Raw genomic sequence first — 20,134 nt, 5'->3', positions numbered from 1 at the left:
CTGCACGACCTTCGTCAAGCAGCTTACGGAACATCTCTACACCTGTACAGGTCGTTTTTACTGTCTCTTTGATACCAACGATCGCTACTTCGTCACCCACTTTCAGGATGCCGCGCTCGATACGGCCAGTTACTACTGTACCACGACCTTGGATTGAGAATACGTCTTCGATTGGCATCAGGAATGCCATGTCTACTGCACGCTCTGGCTCTGGAATGTATGTATCCAGTGCTTCTGCTAGCTCAACAATCTTCGCTTCCCACTGTGCTTCGCCGTTTAGCGCGCCTAGTGCTGAACCTTGGATTACTGGCAGGTCATCACCTGGGAAATCGTACTCAGACAGCAGCTCACGAACTTCCATCTCTACCAGCTCTAGAAGCTCTTCATCGTCAACCATGTCACACTTGTTCATGAATACGATGATGTAAGGAATACCTACTTGGCGACCCAGCAGGATGTGCTCACGAGTTTGTGGCATTGGACCGTCAGTTGCCGCTACAACTAGGATACCGCCGTCCATCTGTGCTGCACCGGTGATCATGTTCTTAACATAATCCGCGTGTCCTGGACAGTCTACGTGTGCGTAGTGACGGTTTGGAGTATCGTACTCTACGTGAGAAGTATTGATTGTAATACCACGCTCACGCTCTTCTGGTGCGTTGTCGATTGACGCGAAGTCACGAGCTTTACCGCCGTATACTTTTGCAAGTACAGTACAGATAGCTGCAGTTAGAGTTGTTTTACCGTGGTCAACGTGGCCGATAGTACCAACGTTTACGTGCGGTTTCGTACGTTCAAATTTTTCTTTAGACACGATCGTGTTCCTTCCTAGTTATGATTCGCTTTGGGTAAGCAGTACCCAAGGCGCGCCAGAAATTGCTATTTTATGCGCCAACTCACGTCAGCGCAATAGATTCGTTATTAACCAAACAACGGTTAACCACGCTCTGCGATAATTGCGTCAGCAATATTTTTCGGCACATCAGCGTACTCAGCAAACTCCATAGAGTAAGAAGCACGGCCTTGTGTGGCAGAACGCAGGTCAGTTGCATAACCAAACATCTCAGACAATGGGACTTTAGCGTGGATGATTTTCAGTCCCGCAGGGCCTTCATCCATACCTTCGATGATGCCACGACGACGGTTTAAGTCACCCACAACATCACCCATCCAGTCTTCTGGAGTGGTTATTTCAACTTTCATTAACGGCTCAAGAAGAACAGGTTGAGCTTCAAGCGCACCTTTCTTGAATGCCATAGAACCAGCGATTTTAAACGCCATTTCGCTGGAGTCGACATCGTGGAATGAACCATCAAACAGGGTAGCTTTGACATCCAGCACTGGATAGCCCGCTAACACACCGTTGTTCATTTGCTCCTCGATACCTTTCGCAACTGGGTTGATAAATTCTTTTGGAATCACACCACCCGCGATTGCGTCAACGAAGACAAAACCTTGACCAGGCTCAGCAGGTTCAATTTTCAGCCATACGTGACCGTATTGACCACGACCACCTGACTGACGAACGAACTTACCTTCCACTTCCGATTTACCACGAATGGTTTCACGGTAAGCCACCTGAGGTTTACCTACGTTACAATCGACACCAAACTCACGTTTCATGCGATCGACGATAATATCTAGGTGAAGCTCACCCATACCAGAAATCAGCGTTTGACCCGTCTCAGCGTCAGTCTCAACGCGGAATGATGGGTCTTCTGCTGCGAGTTTACCTAAAGCAATACCCATTTTTTCCTGATCAGCTTTAGAGCGAGGCTCTACTGCGATCTGAATTACTGGTTCAGGGAACTCCATACGCTCCAGAATCACAACATGATTCGGATCACACAAAGTATCGCCCGTAGTCACATCTTTCAGGCCGATAGCCGCAGCGATGTCACCCGCACGAATCTCTTTGATTTCATCACGCTTGTTAGCATGCATCTGTACGATACGGCCAAAGCGCTCTTTCTTTTGCTTCACTGAGTTATAAACCGCATCACCCGAGTTAACCACTCCAGAGTAGACGCGAATAAAGGTCAGCGAGCCAACAAAAGGATCGGTAGCAATCTTAAACGCGAGTGAAGAAAACGGTTCGTTATCGTCAGCATGACGCTCAACACTGTTTTCTCGATCATCAATACCTTTGATCGCAGGAACATCGGTTGGTGATGGTAGAAACTCAATCACCGCATCCAGAACTGCTTGCACGCCTTTGTTCTTAAATGCACTACCACAAGCTGCGAGAACAATTTCGTTATTGATGGTGCGCTGACGCAGAGCTTGTTTGATCTCTACTTCGCTAAGTTCACCATCTTCAAGGTATTTTTCCATCAACTCTTCACTGGCTTCGGCTGCGGCTTCCACAAGGTGGTTACGCCACTCTTGGGCAAGCTCAAGCATATCCGCAGGAATTTCTTCATAAGTGAAGCTCATGCCTTGATCGGCTTCATTCCAGTTGATGGCTTTCATCTTGATAAGGTCGATGACACCTTTGAACTCTTCTTCTGCACCAATGTTGAGTTGGATAGGAACAGGGTTCGCACCAAGACGATGTTTAATTTGGCCTACTACGCGTAAGAAATCTGCACCGGCACGGTCCATTTTGTTGACGAATACCATGCGTGGAACGCCGTATTTGTCAGCTTGACGCCAAACGGTTTCAGACTGAGGTTCAACACCTGATGTGCCACAGAATACGACCACTGCACCATCAAGCACACGAAGTGAACGCTCTACTTCGATCGTAAAGTCAACGTGTCCAGGGGTATCAATGATGTTGATGCGATGTTCTTGGAATTGCGCTTCCATACCACGCCAGAAGGTGGTGGTGGCCGCAGAGGTAATGGTAATACCACGCTCTTGCTCTTGGACCATCCAGTCCATAGTCGCAGCACCGTCGTGAACTTCGCCAATTTTGTGAGAGAGGCCAGTGTAGAACAGAATACGCTCAGTAGTGGTTGTTTTTCCTGCATCTACGTGAGCACAGATACCGATGTTACGGTAGCGCTCAATAGGAGTTTTACGAGCCACGATTGTATCCTCTTACTAAGGTCAACCTTAGAAAATAGAAATGTGCTGCGAGAGAACCTCGCAGCACAGAAGGTATTACCAGCGGTAATGAGCGAACGCTTTGTTCGCTTCTGCCATACGGTGAACGTCTTCACGTTTCTTAACAGCAGAACCTTTGTTTTCAGCCGCATCCAGCATTTCAGCAGCTAGACGAGCAGCCATAGATTTTTCACCACGCTTACGCGCAGCTTCAACCAACCAACGCATTGCCAGAGCATTACGACGTACTGGACGTACTTCAACTGGCACTTGGTAAGTTGAACCACCAACACGGCGAGATTTAACTTCTACCGCTGGGCGAACGTTTTCAAGAGCTTCTTCAAATACAGCTAAGTGATCTTTACCAGATTTCTCAGCCATGGTGTCTAGTGCAGTGTAAACGATTTTCTCTGCAGTAGATTTTTTACCGTCAACCATAAGGATGTTAACGAATTTTGCCAGCAGTTCAGATTTGAACTTTGGATCTGGAAGGATCTTACGCTGACCAATGACGCGACGACGTGGCATGGAATATTCTCCGTTGTCTTCTTCAGGTTATCCAAAACTTTTCAGTTTTTTCAAAATTAAAATTTAATTTTAGTGTTTGGCCTTACTTAACGCTTCTCTCATAAGAAGAAGGGCATTAAGACTTAGGACGCTTCACACCGTACTTAGAACGAGCTTGTTTACGGTCATTCACGCCTGCACAGTCAAGTGCACCACGAACTGTGTGGTAGCGAACACCTGGGAGGTCTTTAACACGACCACCACGGATCAGAACAACACTGTGCTCTTGTAGGTTGTGACCTTCACCACCGATGTATGAAGTAACTTCAAAACCGTTAGTTAGGCGTACACGACATACTTTACGAAGTGCTGAGTTAGGTTTTTTAGGTGTAGTAGTGTAAACACGAGTACATACACCACGTTTTTGTGGGCACGCAGCTAGTGCTGGCACGTTGCTTTTAACAACTTGCTTAGCACGTGGCTTACGAACCAACTGGTTAATAGTTGCCATTAACTAGCTCCTGATTTACTTAAAGTAAGCTTGTGAAAAATCTATCCCTTCCATGCAAACAGTTTGCACAAATAGGGACGCAAAATTCTATGCAGCAGTGGGATGTGTGTCAAGAAATATACAGATCTTTTTTAGTGATCCTGTGTGAGCGTTGTTCTGCTCAGGATAATTAGAAAAATACAACCTACCAGGTTATTGATTTATCATGAGTTACTGTCAAATCAACAAAGTCACTCATGGTGACAACCGAAATACGCGGATCGCACTTTTCTAGCCAACCACGCGCATGCAGATCCTCATAAAGCACCAACCATAGGTTCTGATCGTTAATACTCGCTTGATATGGTGAATGTACTGCCGCCGCGTAGACAGCATTCTCCGTCAATAGAACAACATCACCATCGAGTAAATAAGCACTAAGCAAAGGGAGTTTTTCTAAGTGCTTAACAATATGTAGCATAGGGGCTCCTTAGAAAGTCAGTAACTGATCGTAGTGGTGCAGTAACTGCGCCAGAGCTTGAGCATCAACCACTTCCACCTCAATCAGTAAATCTTGTTCACTCAGCCCCCAGCTAACCAAACTCTGTTGGCAGACATAACGCGCTTCAATGTCGTAGAGATCCAAAAGCTTGAATGCTGAAATATAGTCACGACTTAAAATCGATTCGGGGTGCTGATGATTGACCAACTGCAACACACCTTCGCCAACAAAAAATAGGGCTTGTTCTTCACTGTAGGCCGACGTTGCAAGAATGGCATCTAAGCCTTCTCGCCCTGCCGTGCTACCATGAGGCGGCGTATGAAATACCCATGCGACTTTATTCAAAACTGCACCACCCTATCTTGCTCCAGTAATGCTTGTGCCAAACTGCCCAGTCCCGCTTGAGTGAAATGAGCCGCGAGGTTATGGCTCGCTAAGCCGTGTTGCGACGCTTCTTGCTCACTCACAACACCACGGCGCAGCGCTGCTGCAACACAAGTTTCAAGTTGTACTTGATGGGATTGAGCAAGAGATTGCCAACCTTGTAGCAGGTTAAACTCATCATTGGCTGGTACATGCGTTGACGAGCCATTAAGCACACCGTCTTGATAAAAAAACACGCTTTTTAAAATATGCCCTTTCTCAATCAGCGCTTTAGCAAACAGATAGGCGTTGCGAGCCGATTGCGTACCGTATTGTGGCCCGTTCACGACTAAGGTGTAAGTGAGTGGTTTCACTTCTCATCATCCTCAGTTTTACGCTGACGAATATAGAGATACACAGTATGTTTAGAGATATTCAGCCGATCGGCGACTCGGTTGATCGCATCTTTAATGTCGAAAATCCCCTTATCGAACAACGCCATCACGATTTGACGATTTTTGGTATTGTTCGAGACTGACTTATCACCGTTGATTTCTTCGATGGTACGTTCAACGGTTTGATCCACCAGCTCTTCCACATCACTGGCAAAGTTAACCGAAGAGGCCGCCTCTTGCGCTTCTTGAGTTGGCATAAACGATTTCAGTACTTGTGAGAAAGGCGCATCGAGGTTGACGTTGATACAGAGTAGACCAATCACTCGATTCTCACCGTTACGGATCGCAACTGTGATCGATTTCATCAATACGCCACCTTTGGCGCGCGTGAAATAAGAGCGGGAGAAGTTACGCTCAGATCCTTCTATATCACGCAGCATTTTCAAGGCCATATCGGTAATTGGCGATCCCACTTGACGGCCTGTGTTTTCACCATTGGCAATCTTGATCGCCGATGTATTGAGATCTTCAAGCGAGTGCAGAACGATTTCACAAAATGGGCCAATCAGGCTCGCGATACCATCAACTACCGCCTCGTAAGAGCGCAGAATCACTTTATCGTGCTCCGTAAACGGCTTTACGTGCACCGATTCCATCTCAAGCAGTAAATCGACATTCATGGTTTCTGTCATTGTCACTGTGCTTAAACCTTAGAATGAAAAATCAACAAATTGCTGTAAGTTTATCAGAAAATTTTAAACCACGATTCTTGAATATCACCAACAAGTGATTTAGGACAAGTTCTTATTAGAATCCGCGCATACAAAAAGGCCTGCACAACGTCAGGCCTTCTTCTATTCCTCTGCTCGTTTCAACATCGAGCCCGGGATTATTGATTACTGAGCAGCGTCTTTGCCGTTTTCAATTTTCAACAATTCCACTTCAAACACTAAGGTTGAGTTGGCAGGAATGGTTGGCGTATCTTGCTCGCCGTAAGCCAGTTCAGGCGGAATAACCAGTTTAAACTTAGAACCGACTGACATCAGTTGTACACCCTCGGTCCAGCCTGGGATCACACGGTTTAGAGGGAAAGTCGCAGGCTCGCCACGTTCATAAGAGCTGTCGAATTGCGAACCGTCAATCAAGGTACCTTTGTAGTGAACTTGCACAGTATCGGTATCTTTTGGCTTATCACCTTCTGCTGGTGTCATCACTTGATACAGCAGACCCGATTGTGTTTTTACAACACCAGACTCTTTCTCGAATTGGGCGCGGAACTCATCACCTTTCTTCTTGTTCTCTGCTGCTTTTTCAGCGGCTTTGGCTTGCATGGTTTCAGCCACACGCTTATCTAACGCTTCAAGCGCAGCACGTGTCTCTTCTTCGCTCATTTCTGGGTTGCCAGCAAACACATGTTCAATACCTTTCAGTACCAGATCTTTGTTCAGATCGATGCCAATTTCACTTGGCTTCTCAATACTGGTTTTAAGATAGTTTGCAAACGATACGCCAATTGCGTACGCCGCTTTATCATCTTCAGACTTGAACTCAACCGTTTTCGCTGCTGCGGTTTGTGCGGCAGGCGTGGTTTCGGTTTTTGGTGCTTCTTCTTTCTGACAACCAACCGCGAGCATTACCGTCGCAGCCAGCAGTGACACTTTAAAAAGTGATTTCATCGGGTTCTCCAATTATGAGGTAATCCTTTTGGCGTTGTGCACAAAAACCAGCAACCAACTGGTGCACAACAAAGAGTTGTACCAATATAGCGATATGTTTCATGATTGTCTTTACACAACAAACGGATAATTCGACTTGATGCGAAGAATTTATCACTCACTCTGCGCTTTGCTTGTCATCTTAATGTTAAGTGGCTGTTTTTTTACCCACCAAGCAGAGCAGCAATGGGACTTAGCCCCTGAAGGTTCAACCGCCTTTGGCTTAAGTCGTGACGGCCGATTTGCTCTTATCTATTCCAAGCAGCAGCAGTTAGTACTATGGGATCTGTTGCAAGATAAGAAACTTGCCGATCTTGGCGCGCAAGATCCACAAGCTAACCCTGTTTCCGTGATCCGTATCGCGGATAGCGAACGTTTCGCAGTCACCGCAAGCCAGAATAACTTTGCAGTTTGGGATCTCGCTTGGACCCAAGGCAAAGGACTTTGGTCGATTACCGATGGGCTGATCCGCGATGTTGATCTCTCCAGTGATGGCGAACAGGTACTGCTCGGATTGACCAATGGCAAAGCGATTTACGTTGACTTAGTCAGCGGCCGCCGCATGGAGTTCCTTGCTCACCGTGAAAAAGTCAATTCTGTCGCGCTCTCTGCCAATGGACGCTATGCGCTCACCGGAGGCAATGACTATCACGCTTATTTATGGGATACCAAGACTGGGCAAATCGTTCGCCAATTTGAACATGAGCAGCGAGTCAATCGGGTCACTTTACAACGAGAAGGTAAACTGGCGTTTACTTCAGATGGTGGCAATCAAGCGCTCATTTGGGATCTCACCGCAGACAGCAAACCTATCCAGTTACAGAGTTTTCGACGCCAACTAATTTTTTCCACCGCTCGCTTTTCTGATGATGGAAAAAAGCTGATCACGGGAACTCCCTCTGGATTAGTCGAAGTATGGAATACGCAAGATGGTAAGAAAATCGCCAGCTTCGAATCTGAAAACAAAAAAGATCACGGTCCTACCCAAGCTGTCGTGTATGATGCGGCTTTTGACGCCCAACAGCGCGCCGTAGCGGGCAGCTCTGCGGGTATCGCTCAAGCTTGGCTAATGGAGAACTGAAAATGCAAGAGATGTCGCTAACCCAACTTCAAGAGCGCATTGAAGATTTAGAGTGCAAATTAGCTTTTCAAGAGCAAACCATCGAAACTCTTAATGATGCATTAACCCAGCAGCAACTGCTGCTCAGTAAGATGCAAGATCAGATGAAATACGTGGTCGGTAAAGTCAAAAATATGGACACTTCCACTCTAGCGGATCCTGCGCACGAAACGCCGCCTCCACACTACTGATGGAATCATTTTCCACTGGAAGCCTACGTAATTCGCGATCTTAACGAGCGAAAACGTAGGCTATCACCGCACCAGCCACCACCAAACAACCGCCGATGCGCCGCAACTGATTATCCGGTTGTAAGCTCAATTGTGCCACCATCTGACGCCATCCTCTCGGCGCGAATAAGGGTCCTAGCCCTTCAACGATCAACACTAAACCTAGTGCCACCCAAAGTGTCTGCGACATATTGACTCCAAATAACAAAGGCCCCTTACGGAGCCTTGAATTAATAACGTTAACTCATGCTTACTTGGCGGCTGCGCCTTTCGCATTATTCATGTATTGGAAGAACTCACTGTTTGGATCCAATACCAGAATATCATTTTTGCTGTTAAACGATTTCTCGTAGGCGCGCAGTGAACGCAGGAAGCTGAAGAACTCAGGATCTTTCTTATAAGCATCCGAGTAAATCTTCGCGGCTTCTGCATCTGCAGTACCACGAGTCACACGCGCCGTCTTATCTGCTTCAGCAAGAATGGTTGCTACTTCAAGCTCGGCTTGCGCACGGATCACTTCCGCTTTTTCACGACCTTGTGAACGGTGCTTACGAGCTACCGATTCACGTTCCGCACGCATACGGCGATAGATAGATTCGCTGATCTCATCCGGTAGATTGATCTTCTTCATACGGAAGTCGACCACATATACCCCTAAGTCTTTCATCGCACTTTCACGAGTATCGTTCAGTACTTCAGACATGATTTGATCACGCTGACCATCAATCTCCATCGCTTCTTTTGCCGCTTCCGTCGTCAATTCAGAAGAATCTGCATTTTCAGGTAACACGGCAACATTGCGAGGGCCAGAAACGATCTGCTTGATTTCACGCGCACCGATTTCAGAACGCAAGACGTCAGTCACTTTACGCTCCAATAGGGCTTCTGCGGTCAACGCATTACCACCACCGGTTGCCAAGTAGTATTGGCCGAAATCTTCGATACGCCACTTAACGTAAGTATCGATGATCACGTCTTTTTTCTCGGACGTCACGAAACGGTCTGAACGGCCATCCATGGTTTGAATACGTGCATCTAAGGTTTTTACACGATCAAACAGTGGCATTTTAAAATGCAGACCCGGTTCATAAATTCTCGCCAGATCGTTATTGTCTTTCAACACTCGACCAAAACGGATCACGATTCCGCGCTCGCCCTCTGGGATCACGAACATCGACATCAATAAAGCAGCGATGATCAGAACGATACTAGGGATTAATAACTTACGCATTCTTAGTATCTCCCTTGACGTGTGGTGCTACGCGACTGAGTGTCGGTATTCGTTTCTGTCGTTTGTGATTCAAGCTCAATTTGATCGTAGGCTGATGAAGACTTATTTGGACGCGGCTGCGCCGTTTTATTGTCTTGACCCGCTAACTTATCAATCGGCAGATAAAGCAGATTACCGCTCGATTCAGAATCAATCAGTACTTTTGAAGTATTGCTATACACCTGCTCCATCGCATCCAAATAGAGACGGTCACGGGTTACTTTCGGTGCAGCTTGATACTCAGGCAACAGCTTTTCAAACTGAGCAACCTGACCGAGCGCTTCATTGATGGTGCGCTCGTTGTAACCTTGCGCTTCTTTCTTCAGACGCTCAGCACGGCCTGTGGCTTTAGGCAAAATTTCGTTCTTGTAAGCTTCCGCTTCGCGAATGAAACGCTCTTCATCCTCACGGGCTGCAATCGCATCGTCAAAGGCATCTTTTACTTGCTCAGGTGGACGAGCCGACTGGAAGTTCACATCAACAATCATCAAGCCCATATCATAGCTATCGATGACTTGGTTGAGTGTCTGCTGCGTGCTTTGGCGAATTTGCTGACGACCACTGGTTAGGATGCTATCCATCAGTGAGTCACCGACTACGGCACGAAGCGCAGAGTCCGTTGCTTGACGCAAGCTGTCATCCGCGTTGGTCACGCGATACAAGTATTTGTATGGATCGGCAATACGATATTGCACATCCATCGATACCGTTACCACGTTTTCATCTTTGGTCAGCATCAAGCCAGAGGCGCGCAGAGAGCGAATCGCTTGCACGTTGACTGGTGTCACTTCATCAATAAAGCGTGGACGCCAGTTCAGACCCGGATCAACAATGCGGTCGTATTTGCCAAGGCGTAGCACAACGCCGCGCTCAGCTTCACCGATGGTATAAAAACCAGTAAAGAACCAAACCGCAACAGCGATAGCTGCAATGACACCAAAGCCAATCGCACCGCCACCGGAAAACGAAGGGCCTTTACCACCTTTGCCACCAAACTTGCCCCCCAGCTTTTGACTCAGTTTATTAAACACTTCGTCTAAATCTGGCGGTCCTTGATCTCGGCCACCTTTGTTACCGCGATTGTTGTTCCCCCATGGGTCATTATCGCGGCCATTGTTGCCGTTATTATTACCAGGCTCATTCCACGCCATTAGAAAACTCCATCATTTGATATGACGTTATACTCTAGCAGTCCTTTAAGTAACTATAAAGTCACATAAATCTGCTTGCTCTCGTTTTTCTAGTCTAGCCCAATCGACCTGTTGCATCCGCACAGTGATCAGTAAATTGCCTTCCGGATCATACTCTTCCTGTTGAATACAGTTCATTTGGAAAAATGTGCTACGGATACGTCCTTGATGTCGCGGCGGAATACGTAAGTGATGCTCCACCACTTGGCTAGCCAAACGCTCACTCAATGCCTCAAAGAGTAGCTCAGTACCCGCGCCCTGCATGGCAGAGATCCACACTACTCTCGGAACGCCTTCATCATCCCGTTCTATACGTGGAGATTGCTCTTCGAGATTATCGATCTTATTCATCACCAACAAAGTGGGGACTTCATGAGCATCAATCTCTTGTAAAACAGTCTCTACCGCTTGGATATTCTCACGAAAGCGTTCGTCACTGGCATCAACAACATGTAACAAAATGTCAGCTTCTTGTGTCTCTTGTAACGTCGCTTTAAAAGCCGCAACAAGATCATGCGGAAGATGGCGAATAAAACCTACTGTGTCGGCTAAAACGGCCGGCCCTACATCCACCAGATCGATTTTACGCAAAGTAGGATCGAGTGTTGCGAACAATTGATCCGCCGCATACACACCGGCTTCAGTGATTCGGTTAAACAGGGTAGATTTCCCTGCGTTGGTATAACCCACCAACGAGATGGTTGGAATTTCTGCACGGCTACGAGCACGGCGCCCTTGTTCACGCTGTTTGGCCACTTTTTCTAAGCGGCGCAAAATCGCTTTAATCCGTTCACGCAGTAAACGTCGGTCTGTTTCAAGCTGGGTTTCACCCGGCCCACGTAAACCAATCCCGCCTTTTTGTCTTTCTAAGTGCGTCCAGCCACGAATTAAGCGAGTAGAGATATGGCGCAACTGAGCCAACTCGACTTGTAGCTTGCCTTCATGGGTACGAGCACGTTGAGCGAAGATATCAAGGATAAGACCTGTACGATCAATGACTCGACATTGGCACAGTCTTTCGAGGTTACGTTCTTGGGCAGGAGAAAGAGCGTGGTTAAAAATCACCACATTAGCACCATGCATTTGCACGGCTTCGGCGATTTCTTGGGCTTTGCCCTCACCAACGAAATATTTAGGGTGAGGGGTCTGACGACTGCCTGTTACCACATGCAGTGTTGTCACCCCTGCGGAAGAAATGAGCATTTTACATTCGCTCAGATCTTCCCACTCACCCCGTTGCGTGAAGTTGACATGAACAAGTACGGCTCGCTCACCGGCTTCATAACGGTCAAACAAGCGATCAACTCCTTAAATAATTGTGCAAAGAATTACTCTTCAGACTTCTCTGCTGGACGATCCGATGCTGGGCGGTCGCCGCTGTGGTGGCTAACTGGACGAGCAGGAACCACAGTAGAAATCGCATGCTTGTAAACCATTTGGTTTACTGTGTTCTTCAGCAAGATCACAAATTGATCAAATGATTCGATCTGACCTTGCAGTTTAATGCCGTTCACAAGGTAGATAGAAACAGGGATACGTTCACGACGTAGTGCATTCAGAAATGGGTCTTGTAGAGATTGCCCCTTAGCCATTTTGTTTTTCCTTATTTTGTCTTTTCTAGTAATTATTTAGCTAGCGGTGCAGCAGAATTATATGCAGCCTTGCATCTGAGCTAAACGAATCAAAATCCCCGTTGCTACCGATGCTCAACAGAGTACCAATAGCGGATCCTTTCCGGGGTACATCACGCAAAAGCGATCACATTATACACAGCTTATTTCGTTGGAAGCTATCGCATTCGAGAGCGTTTCAACGGCTTGATCAACGTTTTCGCTATCTAACCAAGTTAAATCATCCCAGCTGCGTAACCAGGTGATCTGTCGCTTGGCCAATTGACGGGTGGCACAGATGCCGCGATAAATCGCTTCATCTAAGGTTCCATGACCGTCTAAGTAATCCCACATCTGTCGGTAACCGACGCAGCGAATCGAAGGAAGATCCGGATGAAGATCGTCTCTGGCATATAATGCTTTGACCTCTTCTTCAAACCCTGATTCGACCATCTTCTCAAAGCGAAGTTCAATCCGACGATGGAGTTCTGCCCTTTCCTTGGGAGCAATTGCAAACTGCAGCACCCGATAAGGAATTGCTTCCCCTTTGGTTTGTGTCAGTTCAGTAAGAGTTTTACCTGAAATTCGATAAACTTCCAATGCCCGCGACAATCTTTGTGGATCATTGGGATGAATTCGCTGTGCTGAGACGGGATCAATCTGTTGTAACTGATCGTGTAACGCCTGCCAGCCAAGCTTTTCAGCTTCCAGTTCGATCTGCTGGCGAATCACGGGATCCGCGGCAGGTAGTGGTGATAACCCTTCGAGTAAGGCTTTAAAGTAGAGCATTGTGCCTCCCACCAACAGTGGGATTTTGCCCTGAGCGACGATATCCGCCATCTCTTTTAATGCATCACGACGAAAATCGGCAGCCGAATACGCTTCACTCGGATCGAGAATATCGATCAAACGGTGCGGTGCGAGTGCTAGCTCTTGAGCATCCGGTTTTGCGGTGCCTATGTCCATCCCTCGATAAATCAGTGCCGAGTCGACGCTGATGATCTCCACCGGATATTTCTGACGTAAGCGAATGGCTAAATCCGTTTTGCCAGAGGCCGTTGGGCCCATTAAGAAGAGGGCGAGAGGTAACTTTTGAGTCATGAGTGTAATGCTGTAATTGAGGCGGAAAAATCCACCAAAGTAATAAAATGCGGGTCTTGCAAAGGCAAGTTGCCTTGCCAGAGCTGCTCCAGCTCTGCGATCAAGCCGATCGCCTCGGCTAAAGTGTAGTCTCTTTTTTCTACAACGATGCGTTGAGTTAACCAATCCGCCAACGCTTGATGGCTCAAGGCTTGGCTTTCCGAACAACTCGCCGCGTAAGATAACAGATCCGGCAGCAATTGCTGTAAATTTTGCTGGCGCAGCGGCTGCGGAACCGCCATCACCATAATGCTGTGATTGGTGCGCGATTTCAGCTCAATACCCAGTTGCAACAGGGCCGATGAATGACGCTGCGCCACTTGCCATTCAGATTCATTCAGTTTTAGCGCGAGTGGCACCAGCAGTGGCTGCGCTTTCAGCGCACCATGCTGAGCATTGAGTAATCCACGCAGTTTGAGTTGCTGAGCTTGGTATAGCGAGATAAGCACACAGCCTTGTGGGCTACTCATCAACAGGTACTGTCCCGCGACCACTTGGATCGCTTTACCCAGTTTTTCGATAGCAATATTAGCCTTGACGGCTTCAATTGATGAGACGATGGTACTGGCAGTACTCGGTTCTTCATCCGATAAATCGGGAGTTTGCATCAAGGTTTGATAAACCGCGGCCTCTTTTTTGCTGACGGATGCCGAACCATATCTTTCTTTGCCAGTACTTGCAGTCTTGGGTGAAGCCACCCAAGGATTACTGACCGCTCGCTCTCTAACCTGCGGATTATCGCTCTCATCCCTATCGTTATCACGTGGAGCTTTGCGCGGATAATCTGGCGTATTTTGCACCGCTTGCCACACTCTTTCTTGTTGCGTGGTATCGATCATCGGCACAACCGGAGGATTCACCTCTTCCGCGCAGTGAGGTAAATGAAACGCCCCTTCATTAATGGTCGGAGCCATCACCTGCGCACCTTGTACTAGCGCACTGCTTAAGGCTTGATAGATGAAATCATGAACGAGGCGAGCTTGATGGAAGCGCACTTCATGCTTGGCTGGATGCACGTTGACATCCACTTGATGAGGATCGAGTTCAATAAACAGCACATAGGTAGCAAATTGATCGACACGTAAGCTGGTTTCGTAGCTTTGGCGAATCGCATGATTGATCAGCTTATCACGCATCATCCGGCCGTTTACGTAACAGTATTGCAGATCGCTCTGCTGGCGCGCTCCTTCGGGTGTGGTGATCCAGCCATGCAGTTTAAGCCCTTGGTGCTCTAACTCAATGCGTAACATATGTTGCACAAACGGGTTGCCACACACCGCAGCTAAACGTTTTTCCTGCTGCGGTAAAGTCGTTGCAGCGCGATACTGACGCACGATTTTTCCGTTATGGCGCAGAGTAAAGCTGACATCAAAACGGCTCAGAGCAATTCGTTTGAGCAGCTCATCAATATGGGTAAATTCGGTTTTTTCGGTGCGCAGAAATTTACGCCGTGCCGGGGTATTGAAAAAGAGATCCAGCACTTCCACAGTCGTACCCACGGGGTGAGCCGCGGGCTGTAACTTGACCGCCATATCACGGCCTTCACTGTAGGCAGACCACGCTTCTTCTTGAGCTACCGTGCGCGAAGTAAGGGTTAAGCGTGAGACTGAGCTAATACTGGCTAAGGCCTCGCCACGAAAACCAAGGCTCATGATCGCTTCCAGATCATCGAGGGTGTGAATTTTAGAGGTCGCGTGACGACTCAGCGCAAGCCCTAGTTCGTCCTTATCAATACCCGAACCATTATCGCGAATACGAATGAGCTTAGCGCCCCCCTTCTCGAGATCAATATCAATTCGAGTGGCTCCAGCATCTAAACTGTTTTCCACCAACTCCTTGACTACTGAAGCCGGTCTTTCTACAACTTCACCCGCTGCAATTTGGTTGGCTAAACGGGCGGGTAGGATTCGAATCGTCATGAGCGCTTATTTATTCGGGATAATCAGTTGCTGCCCAACCAACAATTGGTCAGTGCGTAGCTGGTTGGCTTGGCGAATGCTATCAACGCTAACATTGTATTGATCAGCGATTTTGCTCAGGAATTCACCGCGCTGCACCTTGTGCTTACGCAGCGGCTTATCTTTTAAACTCACCGTGATTTTCAGCTTCTGCCCGAGCACTAGAGTATCCGATTTCAGATTGTTCTCTTTTTTTATCGAAGCCACTGAAACCTTATAGGTGGTGGCAAGTTTACCGAGAAAATCGCCCGTTTTTACCACATGGGTAATAGTTTCCGTTTCTACAGGATTTGCCATCACAGGAACAGGTACTGGGTTTGGTGCTGAAGAAGCTGGAATAGTCAGCAGTTGCCCAACCGAAATCGTCGAAGACTTGAGGTTGTTGGCTTTTTTCAAAGCATCGACACTGACCCCATACTGGTTAGCAATCAGACCAATTGATTCTCCACGCTGCACTTTGTGTTTCTGAGCTTTACCTCGGTTGGCAAACAGTGTGCCCTCTGGCGGATTATCTTCAAAGTACTGCACAATCGCCGTGGCTAAAGCGCGAGCTAACTTATCTTGATGACTGCGCTGAATCAGCAATTTTTCTTCTGATGGGTTAGAGATAAAGCCTGTTTCCACCAGTACCGATGGGATGTCTGGTGACTTCAATACCGCCAAACTTGCATTAACGGGTTCGGTTTTATGCAGATGCGCCACCTTGCCCATTTCACGCAAAATATTCGTCGCGACTTTATAGCCCTCTTTTTGCGAATGGCTAAACTGCAGATCCAGTAGGGTCTGACTCACGTTACGATCGTTATTGGTTTTCGAAAGTACTTCGCCAGCACCGCCCAGCAATTCAGATTGTTGCTCGTGATTTTCCACCCAACGGGCAATTTCGGTATTGGCACGGCGGGTATTCAGCACAAACACCGATCCCCCGCGCGGCTGTGGAGTATGAAACGCATCCGCATGCACCGAAACCAACAAGTGCGCCTTGCTACGACGCGCAATTTCCGTACGTTTATTCAGATTTACAAAATAGTCACCACGGCGAGTCAGTACCGCTTTCATTCCCGGCACTGCATTGAGTTGATCCGCCAACTTTTTAGACACGCTCAAGGTGATGTCTTTTTCATATTTGCGTGTAGGACCAATGGAACCAGGATCTTCACCGCCATGTCCCGCGTCAATCGCCACCACAATATCGTCATTCCCTAAGAGTTGAGAGGCATCTTTACTGACTTGAGCGGGTGAACTCGGCGTGCTGGCGGAAGAGCTCTCACTCACTTTGCCATGTGGCATATCAATGACTAAACGATGGCCATATTGACCACCGGGTGTCGGAGCCAATTTAAATAAAGTTGGCGTTGTTTTTTGTTTGAGCTCAAACACCAAACGAAATGTACTTTTTTCAGGGGGAGATGAAGCGCGAACTTTCGATAAAATGCCACTTTCAGTGACATTAACCGGTAACTTAGCGCGAGAGGTGCTCTGTTTGAGGTCAACCACCAAGCGCTCAGGAGAGCTGAGGGTAAAGTAGCTGTAATCCACCTCGGATTTGACATCTAATACCACTCGTGTCTCATCAGGAGAAGGCCACACGCGCACGCCTTCCAAAACGTTCGCCCAAGTTTGAGGAGCGATCGCGAGTAAAACGAATCCAAAGAGTAAGAATACAAAACGGCTAACGTTCAACATAACTCCAACTGACTCAAAAGGTCGCATCCATAATGGTTATTGGCTGTCAGCGTAGCAACTCGCTGATCGCCGTCGTAACGCAAATCGATATCAAGATCCGCATTTGGCAATAGTCCATGCCCTTTTTCTGGCCACTCGACTAAACAAATGGCATCTGCACTAAAGTAATCGCGAATCCCCATAAATTCGAGTTCTTCAGGATCCGCTAAACGATAAAGATCAAAATGATAGACCTGCCACATACCGAGTTGATATGGCTCAACCAGTGTGTAGGTTGGGCTTTTGACGTTACCTTGATGTCCCAAGGCACGAATAAAACCTCGGCTGAAAGTCGTTTTTCCCGCGCCAAGATCGCCATGCAGATAAAGCGTTGTCTGTTGTGAGCATATCAGCGCTAGCGCACGACCTAATTCAATCGTAGCTTGCTCATCTTTTAGGGAAAAAATCTTGCTGTTCATTACGCTTTTCTCGACAGGGTCTTTGTTGACTATAAAGAAATCAAAAGAACTGGAATAGTAAACTGGGTTGGAATTGAGAGACAAGATCTGTTCTGTTAACAAAGCGAAAAATATCGTAGATCCTACAAGCTCTCACAAGGATTAACGCTAGAAGAGGGCAAAAAGATCCGTTAAGATCCTCGCCCCTTATCCTGAGTACCCGACATGGACTACCAACAACTGGCAAATCAGATCAAACAATGGGCGATCGAACTCGGCTTTGAAAAAGTCGGGATTTGCGACGTTGATTTAAGTGAACATGAACCAGCATTGCAGGCTTGGCTAGACGCAGGTTACCACGGTGAAATGGATTGGATGGCGAGGCACGGCATGATGCGCGCACGCCCTGCAGAACTCTTACCCGGAACGCTTAGGGTGATCAGTGCTCGCATCAACTATCTCCCACCACAAGCGCAGTTTGCTTCCAACTTAAGCGATCCCAACCAAGCTTATATCAGCCGTTACGCTTTAGGACGTGATTACCATAAGCTTGTTCGAAACCAGCTCAAAAAACTGGGGGAAAAAATCGAACAAGAAGTGGGAAAACTGGGTTACCGTCCTTTTGTCGACTCCGCCCCGATTCTTGAACGCCCTCTGGCACAAAAAGCGGGATTAGGTTGGACAGGAAAACATTCACTGATTTTAGATAAAGAAAACGGGTCTTGGTTCTTCTTGGGGGAATTACTGGTTGATATTCCCTTACCCGTTGATGAACCAAGCGAAAATCAATGCGGCAAGTGTACAGCGTGTATAACAAGCTGCCCAACCAATGCCATCGTTGCCGAAGGCGTAGTGGATGCACGACGCTGTGTTTCTTACCTCACCATTGAGTATTCAGGGGTTATCCCCTTGGAGTTTCGACGCGCAATGGGCAACCGAATTTACGGTTGTGATGACTGCCAACTCGTCTGTCCTTGGAATCGCTTTGCCCCTTTAACTCAGCAAAGTGACTTTCATCGCCGACAAAGTCTCAACAATGCGGATTTAGTAGTGTTATTTGAATGGGATGAGGCGACTTTCCTGAAAAATATGGAAGGCTCAGCCATTCGGCGAATTGGTCATCAACAGTGGCGGCGCAATTTGATCATTGCTATGGGCAACGCTCCTTATTCTCCGCGGATTATTGATACACTCCAACGTCATCTGGGGCAAAGTGAATTACTTGATGAGCATATTCATTGGGCTTTGGAGGAGCAAACCCAAAAGACCGCCACACCTCGCCAGCATGCTCGCCTGATTCGCATTATTGAAAAGGGGCTGCCAAGGGATGCATGAATAGAGCAACTTGCATAATTAAGGAAATGATTGTTTGATGCCCATCCCAATTTGCGCTATGTGGACAACATTTTTAATCAGACGCTGTTTTCTATCGCTAAAAAAAGTTAATCACAACCTAGGTAAATGACTAGGATCAAGTTTTTAGACTGCAATGATCTTAGTGCTCTATTTTTTGCTTAGAGATAAAAATAACAAGTTAATAAAAAACAATAACTTAAGAAAAAACTCTCATTAAGCCAAGCCTTAGAAGCAAGCAAAGATCCTCAGATAAGTCAACTCGAAAAGCTAAGATACAGAGTTTATCAACTGTTTTATCCACAGATTTTTTTTGTGGATAACTCTGTTAATGAAGACGCCAAAGTAAGCGAAATCCGTAGTCAGCGGGTACGCTTTCGGCTGCTTGAAAAGAGAATATTTGATACATGGGAGCGATATTATTGAGCTGACGCGCAATGAATGACTCACTGAGATGATGCTTCACAGCATTATAGAAAGAGCTTTAGCAAAATGCTAAACACCCTAAAAAAGAAAAATCTGCGCATGAGCACAGTCTCTCTTTAAAGAATTGGTTGCGGGGGCTGGATTTGAACCAACGACCTTCGGGTTATGAGCCCGACGAGCTACCAAGCTGCTCCAGCCCGCGTCCATATATAGCGCTAAACGCAATAAATCTTTTCTTCAGTTTTCTGTAGTAGGCAAGAAACTGGAGCAACACACGAGGTTCCCTTCTTTAAAACAAAAAGGCGTGACCTCAACCTTGGCAAGGTTTTACTCATCAAATGAGCAAGTGTGGCGCACTTCATCGTTAAGTACGATGAAACTATTAATTTGGAGCGACACACGAGGTTCGAACTCGTGACCTCAACCTTGGCAAGGTTGCGCTCTACCAACTGAGCTAGTGTCGCATTTGTCGTGATGCTACTGCATCTACGAAAGATTTGGTTGCGGGGGCCGGATTTGAACCGACGACCTTCGGGTTATGAGCCCGACGAGCTACCAAGCTGCTCCACCCCGCGTCCGTGTGTTATCGTTAAGCACGATAAGGGCTATGAAACTGGAGCGACACACGAGGTTCGAACTCGTGACCTCAACCTTGGCAAGGTTGCGCTCTACCAACTGAGCTAGTGTCGCA

21 protein-coding genes and 4 tRNA genes are annotated in these 20,134 nt (G+C 47.2%); 3 read left to right on the top strand and 22 right to left on the bottom strand.

Annotation, left to right across the window (positions count from 1 at the left end; all coding sequences use genetic code 11):
- From T411_RS0118760 to fkpA, 9 genes are all read right to left on the bottom strand, one after another.
- Positions 1-814, bottom strand: an 814-nt coding sequence (locus T411_RS0118760; RefSeq protein WP_027694907.1) for an elongation factor Tu, incomplete at its 3' end; no start/stop codon positions are given.
- Between the two features lie 122 nt (positions 815-936).
- A complete protein-coding gene (fusA, locus tag T411_RS0118755) occupies positions 937-3,033 on the bottom strand; it encodes an elongation factor G (RefSeq protein WP_000101804.1) in 2,097 nt (698 codons plus the stop codon).
- A gap of 75 nt (positions 3,034-3,108) precedes the next feature.
- Positions 3,109-3,579: a 30S ribosomal protein S7 gene (gene rpsG, locus T411_RS0118750; protein WP_001138050.1), complete on the bottom strand. Its 471-nt coding sequence runs from the start codon at positions 3,577-3,579 to the stop codon at positions 3,109-3,111.
- Positions 3,580-3,694: 115 nt separating this feature from the next.
- The gene (gene rpsL, locus T411_RS0118745; protein WP_000201237.1) at positions 3,695-4,069 is read right to left on the bottom strand and encodes a 30S ribosomal protein S12; all 375 of its coding nucleotides are present in this window, start codon (positions 4,067-4,069) and stop codon (positions 3,695-3,697) included.
- A 184-nt stretch (positions 4,070-4,253) separates the two neighbouring features.
- Complete coding sequence (gene tusB / locus T411_RS0118740) at positions 4,254-4,529, bottom strand: sulfurtransferase complex subunit TusB (RefSeq protein ID WP_000902450.1); 276 nt, start codon at positions 4,527-4,529, stop codon at positions 4,254-4,256.
- Between the two features lie 9 nt (positions 4,530-4,538).
- On the bottom strand, positions 4,539-4,895 hold the full coding sequence (gene tusC, locus T411_RS0118735) for a sulfurtransferase complex subunit TusC (protein ID WP_001044900.1): 357 nt from the start codon (positions 4,893-4,895) through the stop codon (positions 4,539-4,541).
- Positions 4,892-5,287: a sulfurtransferase complex subunit TusD gene (gene tusD / locus T411_RS0118730; protein ID WP_000803703.1), complete on the bottom strand. Its 396-nt coding sequence runs from the start codon at positions 5,285-5,287 to the stop codon at positions 4,892-4,894. Before tusD ends, tusC begins: the two co-directional genes overlap by 4 nt.
- Entirely contained in the window at positions 5,284-6,000 is a 717-nt protein-coding gene (locus tag T411_RS0118725) for a helix-turn-helix transcriptional regulator (protein ID WP_000140991.1), read from the bottom strand. Before T411_RS0118725 ends, tusD begins: the two co-directional genes overlap by 4 nt.
- Positions 6,001-6,204: 204 nt before the next feature.
- Positions 6,205-6,984 carry an FKBP-type peptidyl-prolyl cis-trans isomerase gene (gene fkpA / locus T411_RS0118720; protein ID WP_000838241.1) on the bottom strand — a complete coding sequence of 260 codons (780 nt, stop codon included), beginning with the start codon at positions 6,982-6,984 and terminating at the stop codon, positions 6,205-6,207.
- A gap of 184 nt (positions 6,985-7,168) precedes the next feature.
- Here fkpA and T411_RS0118715 point away from each other — a divergent pair, with 184 nt between their 5' ends.
- The gene (locus tag T411_RS0118715) at positions 7,169-8,104 is read left to right on the top strand and encodes a WD40 repeat domain-containing protein (RefSeq protein WP_001911898.1); all 936 of its coding nucleotides are present in this window, start codon (positions 7,169-7,171) and stop codon (positions 8,102-8,104) included.
- Positions 8,105-8,115: 11 nt separating this feature from the next.
- Positions 8,116-8,334, top strand: coding sequence for a SlyX family protein (locus T411_RS0118710; protein WP_001890311.1), 219 nt, complete (start codon positions 8,116-8,118; stop codon positions 8,332-8,334).
- 40 nt (positions 8,335-8,374) lie between these two features.
- Here T411_RS0118710 and T411_RS0118705 read toward each other — a convergent pair whose 3' ends face one another.
- The 9 genes from T411_RS0118705 to tsaE all read right to left on the bottom strand — a co-directional run bounded on the left by T411_RS0118705 (position 8,375) and on the right by tsaE (position 17,685).
- Positions 8,375-8,563, bottom strand: a complete 189-nt coding sequence (locus tag T411_RS0118705; protein ID WP_000084201.1) for a DUF2065 domain-containing protein — start codon at positions 8,561-8,563, stop codon at positions 8,375-8,377.
- A 60-nt stretch (positions 8,564-8,623) separates the two neighbouring features.
- Positions 8,624-9,604: a protease modulator HflC gene (hflC, locus tag T411_RS0118700; protein ID WP_001228766.1), complete on the bottom strand. Its 981-nt coding sequence runs from the start codon at positions 9,602-9,604 to the stop codon at positions 8,624-8,626.
- 2 nt (positions 9,605-9,606) lie between these two features.
- Positions 9,607-10,794: an FtsH protease activity modulator HflK gene (hflK, locus tag T411_RS0118695; RefSeq protein ID WP_000312460.1), complete on the bottom strand. Its 1,188-nt coding sequence runs from the start codon at positions 10,792-10,794 to the stop codon at positions 9,607-9,609.
- A gap of 45 nt (positions 10,795-10,839) precedes the next feature.
- Positions 10,840-12,129 carry a ribosome rescue GTPase HflX gene (hflX, locus tag T411_RS0118690; protein ID WP_000460372.1) on the bottom strand — a complete coding sequence of 430 codons (1,290 nt, stop codon included), beginning with the start codon at positions 12,127-12,129 and terminating at the stop codon, positions 10,840-10,842.
- Between the two features lie 32 nt (positions 12,130-12,161).
- Complete coding sequence (gene hfq / locus T411_RS0118685; RefSeq protein WP_001051872.1) at positions 12,162-12,425, bottom strand: RNA chaperone Hfq; 264 nt, start codon at positions 12,423-12,425, stop codon at positions 12,162-12,164.
- Between the two features lie 171 nt (positions 12,426-12,596).
- Positions 12,597-13,544, bottom strand: a complete 948-nt coding sequence (gene miaA, locus T411_RS0118680) for a tRNA (adenosine(37)-N6)-dimethylallyltransferase MiaA (protein ID WP_000192300.1) — start codon at positions 13,542-13,544, stop codon at positions 12,597-12,599.
- A complete protein-coding gene (gene mutL / locus T411_RS0118675; RefSeq protein WP_000155485.1) occupies positions 13,541-15,502 on the bottom strand; it encodes a DNA mismatch repair endonuclease MutL in 1,962 nt (653 codons plus the stop codon). Before mutL ends, miaA begins: the two co-directional genes overlap by 4 nt.
- 6 nt (positions 15,503-15,508) lie before the next feature.
- Positions 15,509-17,227 (bottom strand): N-acetylmuramoyl-L-alanine amidase, encoded by a 1,719-nt coding sequence (locus tag T411_RS0118670; protein ID WP_000935815.1) that lies wholly within the window; start codon positions 17,225-17,227, stop codon positions 15,509-15,511.
- Complete coding sequence (tsaE, locus tag T411_RS0118665) at positions 17,221-17,685, bottom strand: tRNA (adenosine(37)-N6)-threonylcarbamoyltransferase complex ATPase subunit type 1 TsaE (protein WP_001085086.1); 465 nt, start codon at positions 17,683-17,685, stop codon at positions 17,221-17,223. Before tsaE ends, T411_RS0118670 begins: the two co-directional genes overlap by 7 nt.
- 204 nt (positions 17,686-17,889) lie before the next feature.
- On the opposite strand from tsaE, the gene queG reads away from it, so the two are divergent.
- A complete protein-coding gene (queG, locus tag T411_RS0118660; protein WP_000386325.1) occupies positions 17,890-18,999 on the top strand; it encodes a tRNA epoxyqueuosine(34) reductase QueG in 1,110 nt (369 codons plus the stop codon).
- A 569-nt stretch (positions 19,000-19,568) separates the two neighbouring features.
- On the opposite strand, the gene T411_RS0118655 is transcribed toward queG, so the two are convergent.
- The 4 genes from T411_RS0118655 to T411_RS0118640 form a co-directional block, all read right to left on the bottom strand.
- Positions 19,569-19,645: transfer RNA gene (locus T411_RS0118655), tRNA-Met, on the bottom strand.
- A gap of 186 nt (positions 19,646-19,831) precedes the next feature.
- Positions 19,832-19,907, bottom strand: a tRNA-Gly gene (locus T411_RS0118650).
- A 34-nt stretch (positions 19,908-19,941) separates the two neighbouring features.
- A tRNA-Met gene (locus T411_RS0118645) sits at positions 19,942-20,018 on the bottom strand.
- Between the two features lie 39 nt (positions 20,019-20,057).
- Positions 20,058-20,133, bottom strand: a tRNA-Gly gene (locus tag T411_RS0118640).
- Position 20,134: the final 1 nt, after the last annotated feature.

Origin of the sequence: Vibrio cholerae ATCC 14035, assembly GCF_000621645.1 — a bacterium.
Lineage (GTDB): Bacteria > Pseudomonadota > Gammaproteobacteria > Enterobacterales > Vibrionaceae > Vibrio > Vibrio cholerae.
Note: the sequence above shows the minus strand (reverse complement) of the source record. Positions and strands in the feature narration are given on the sequence as shown.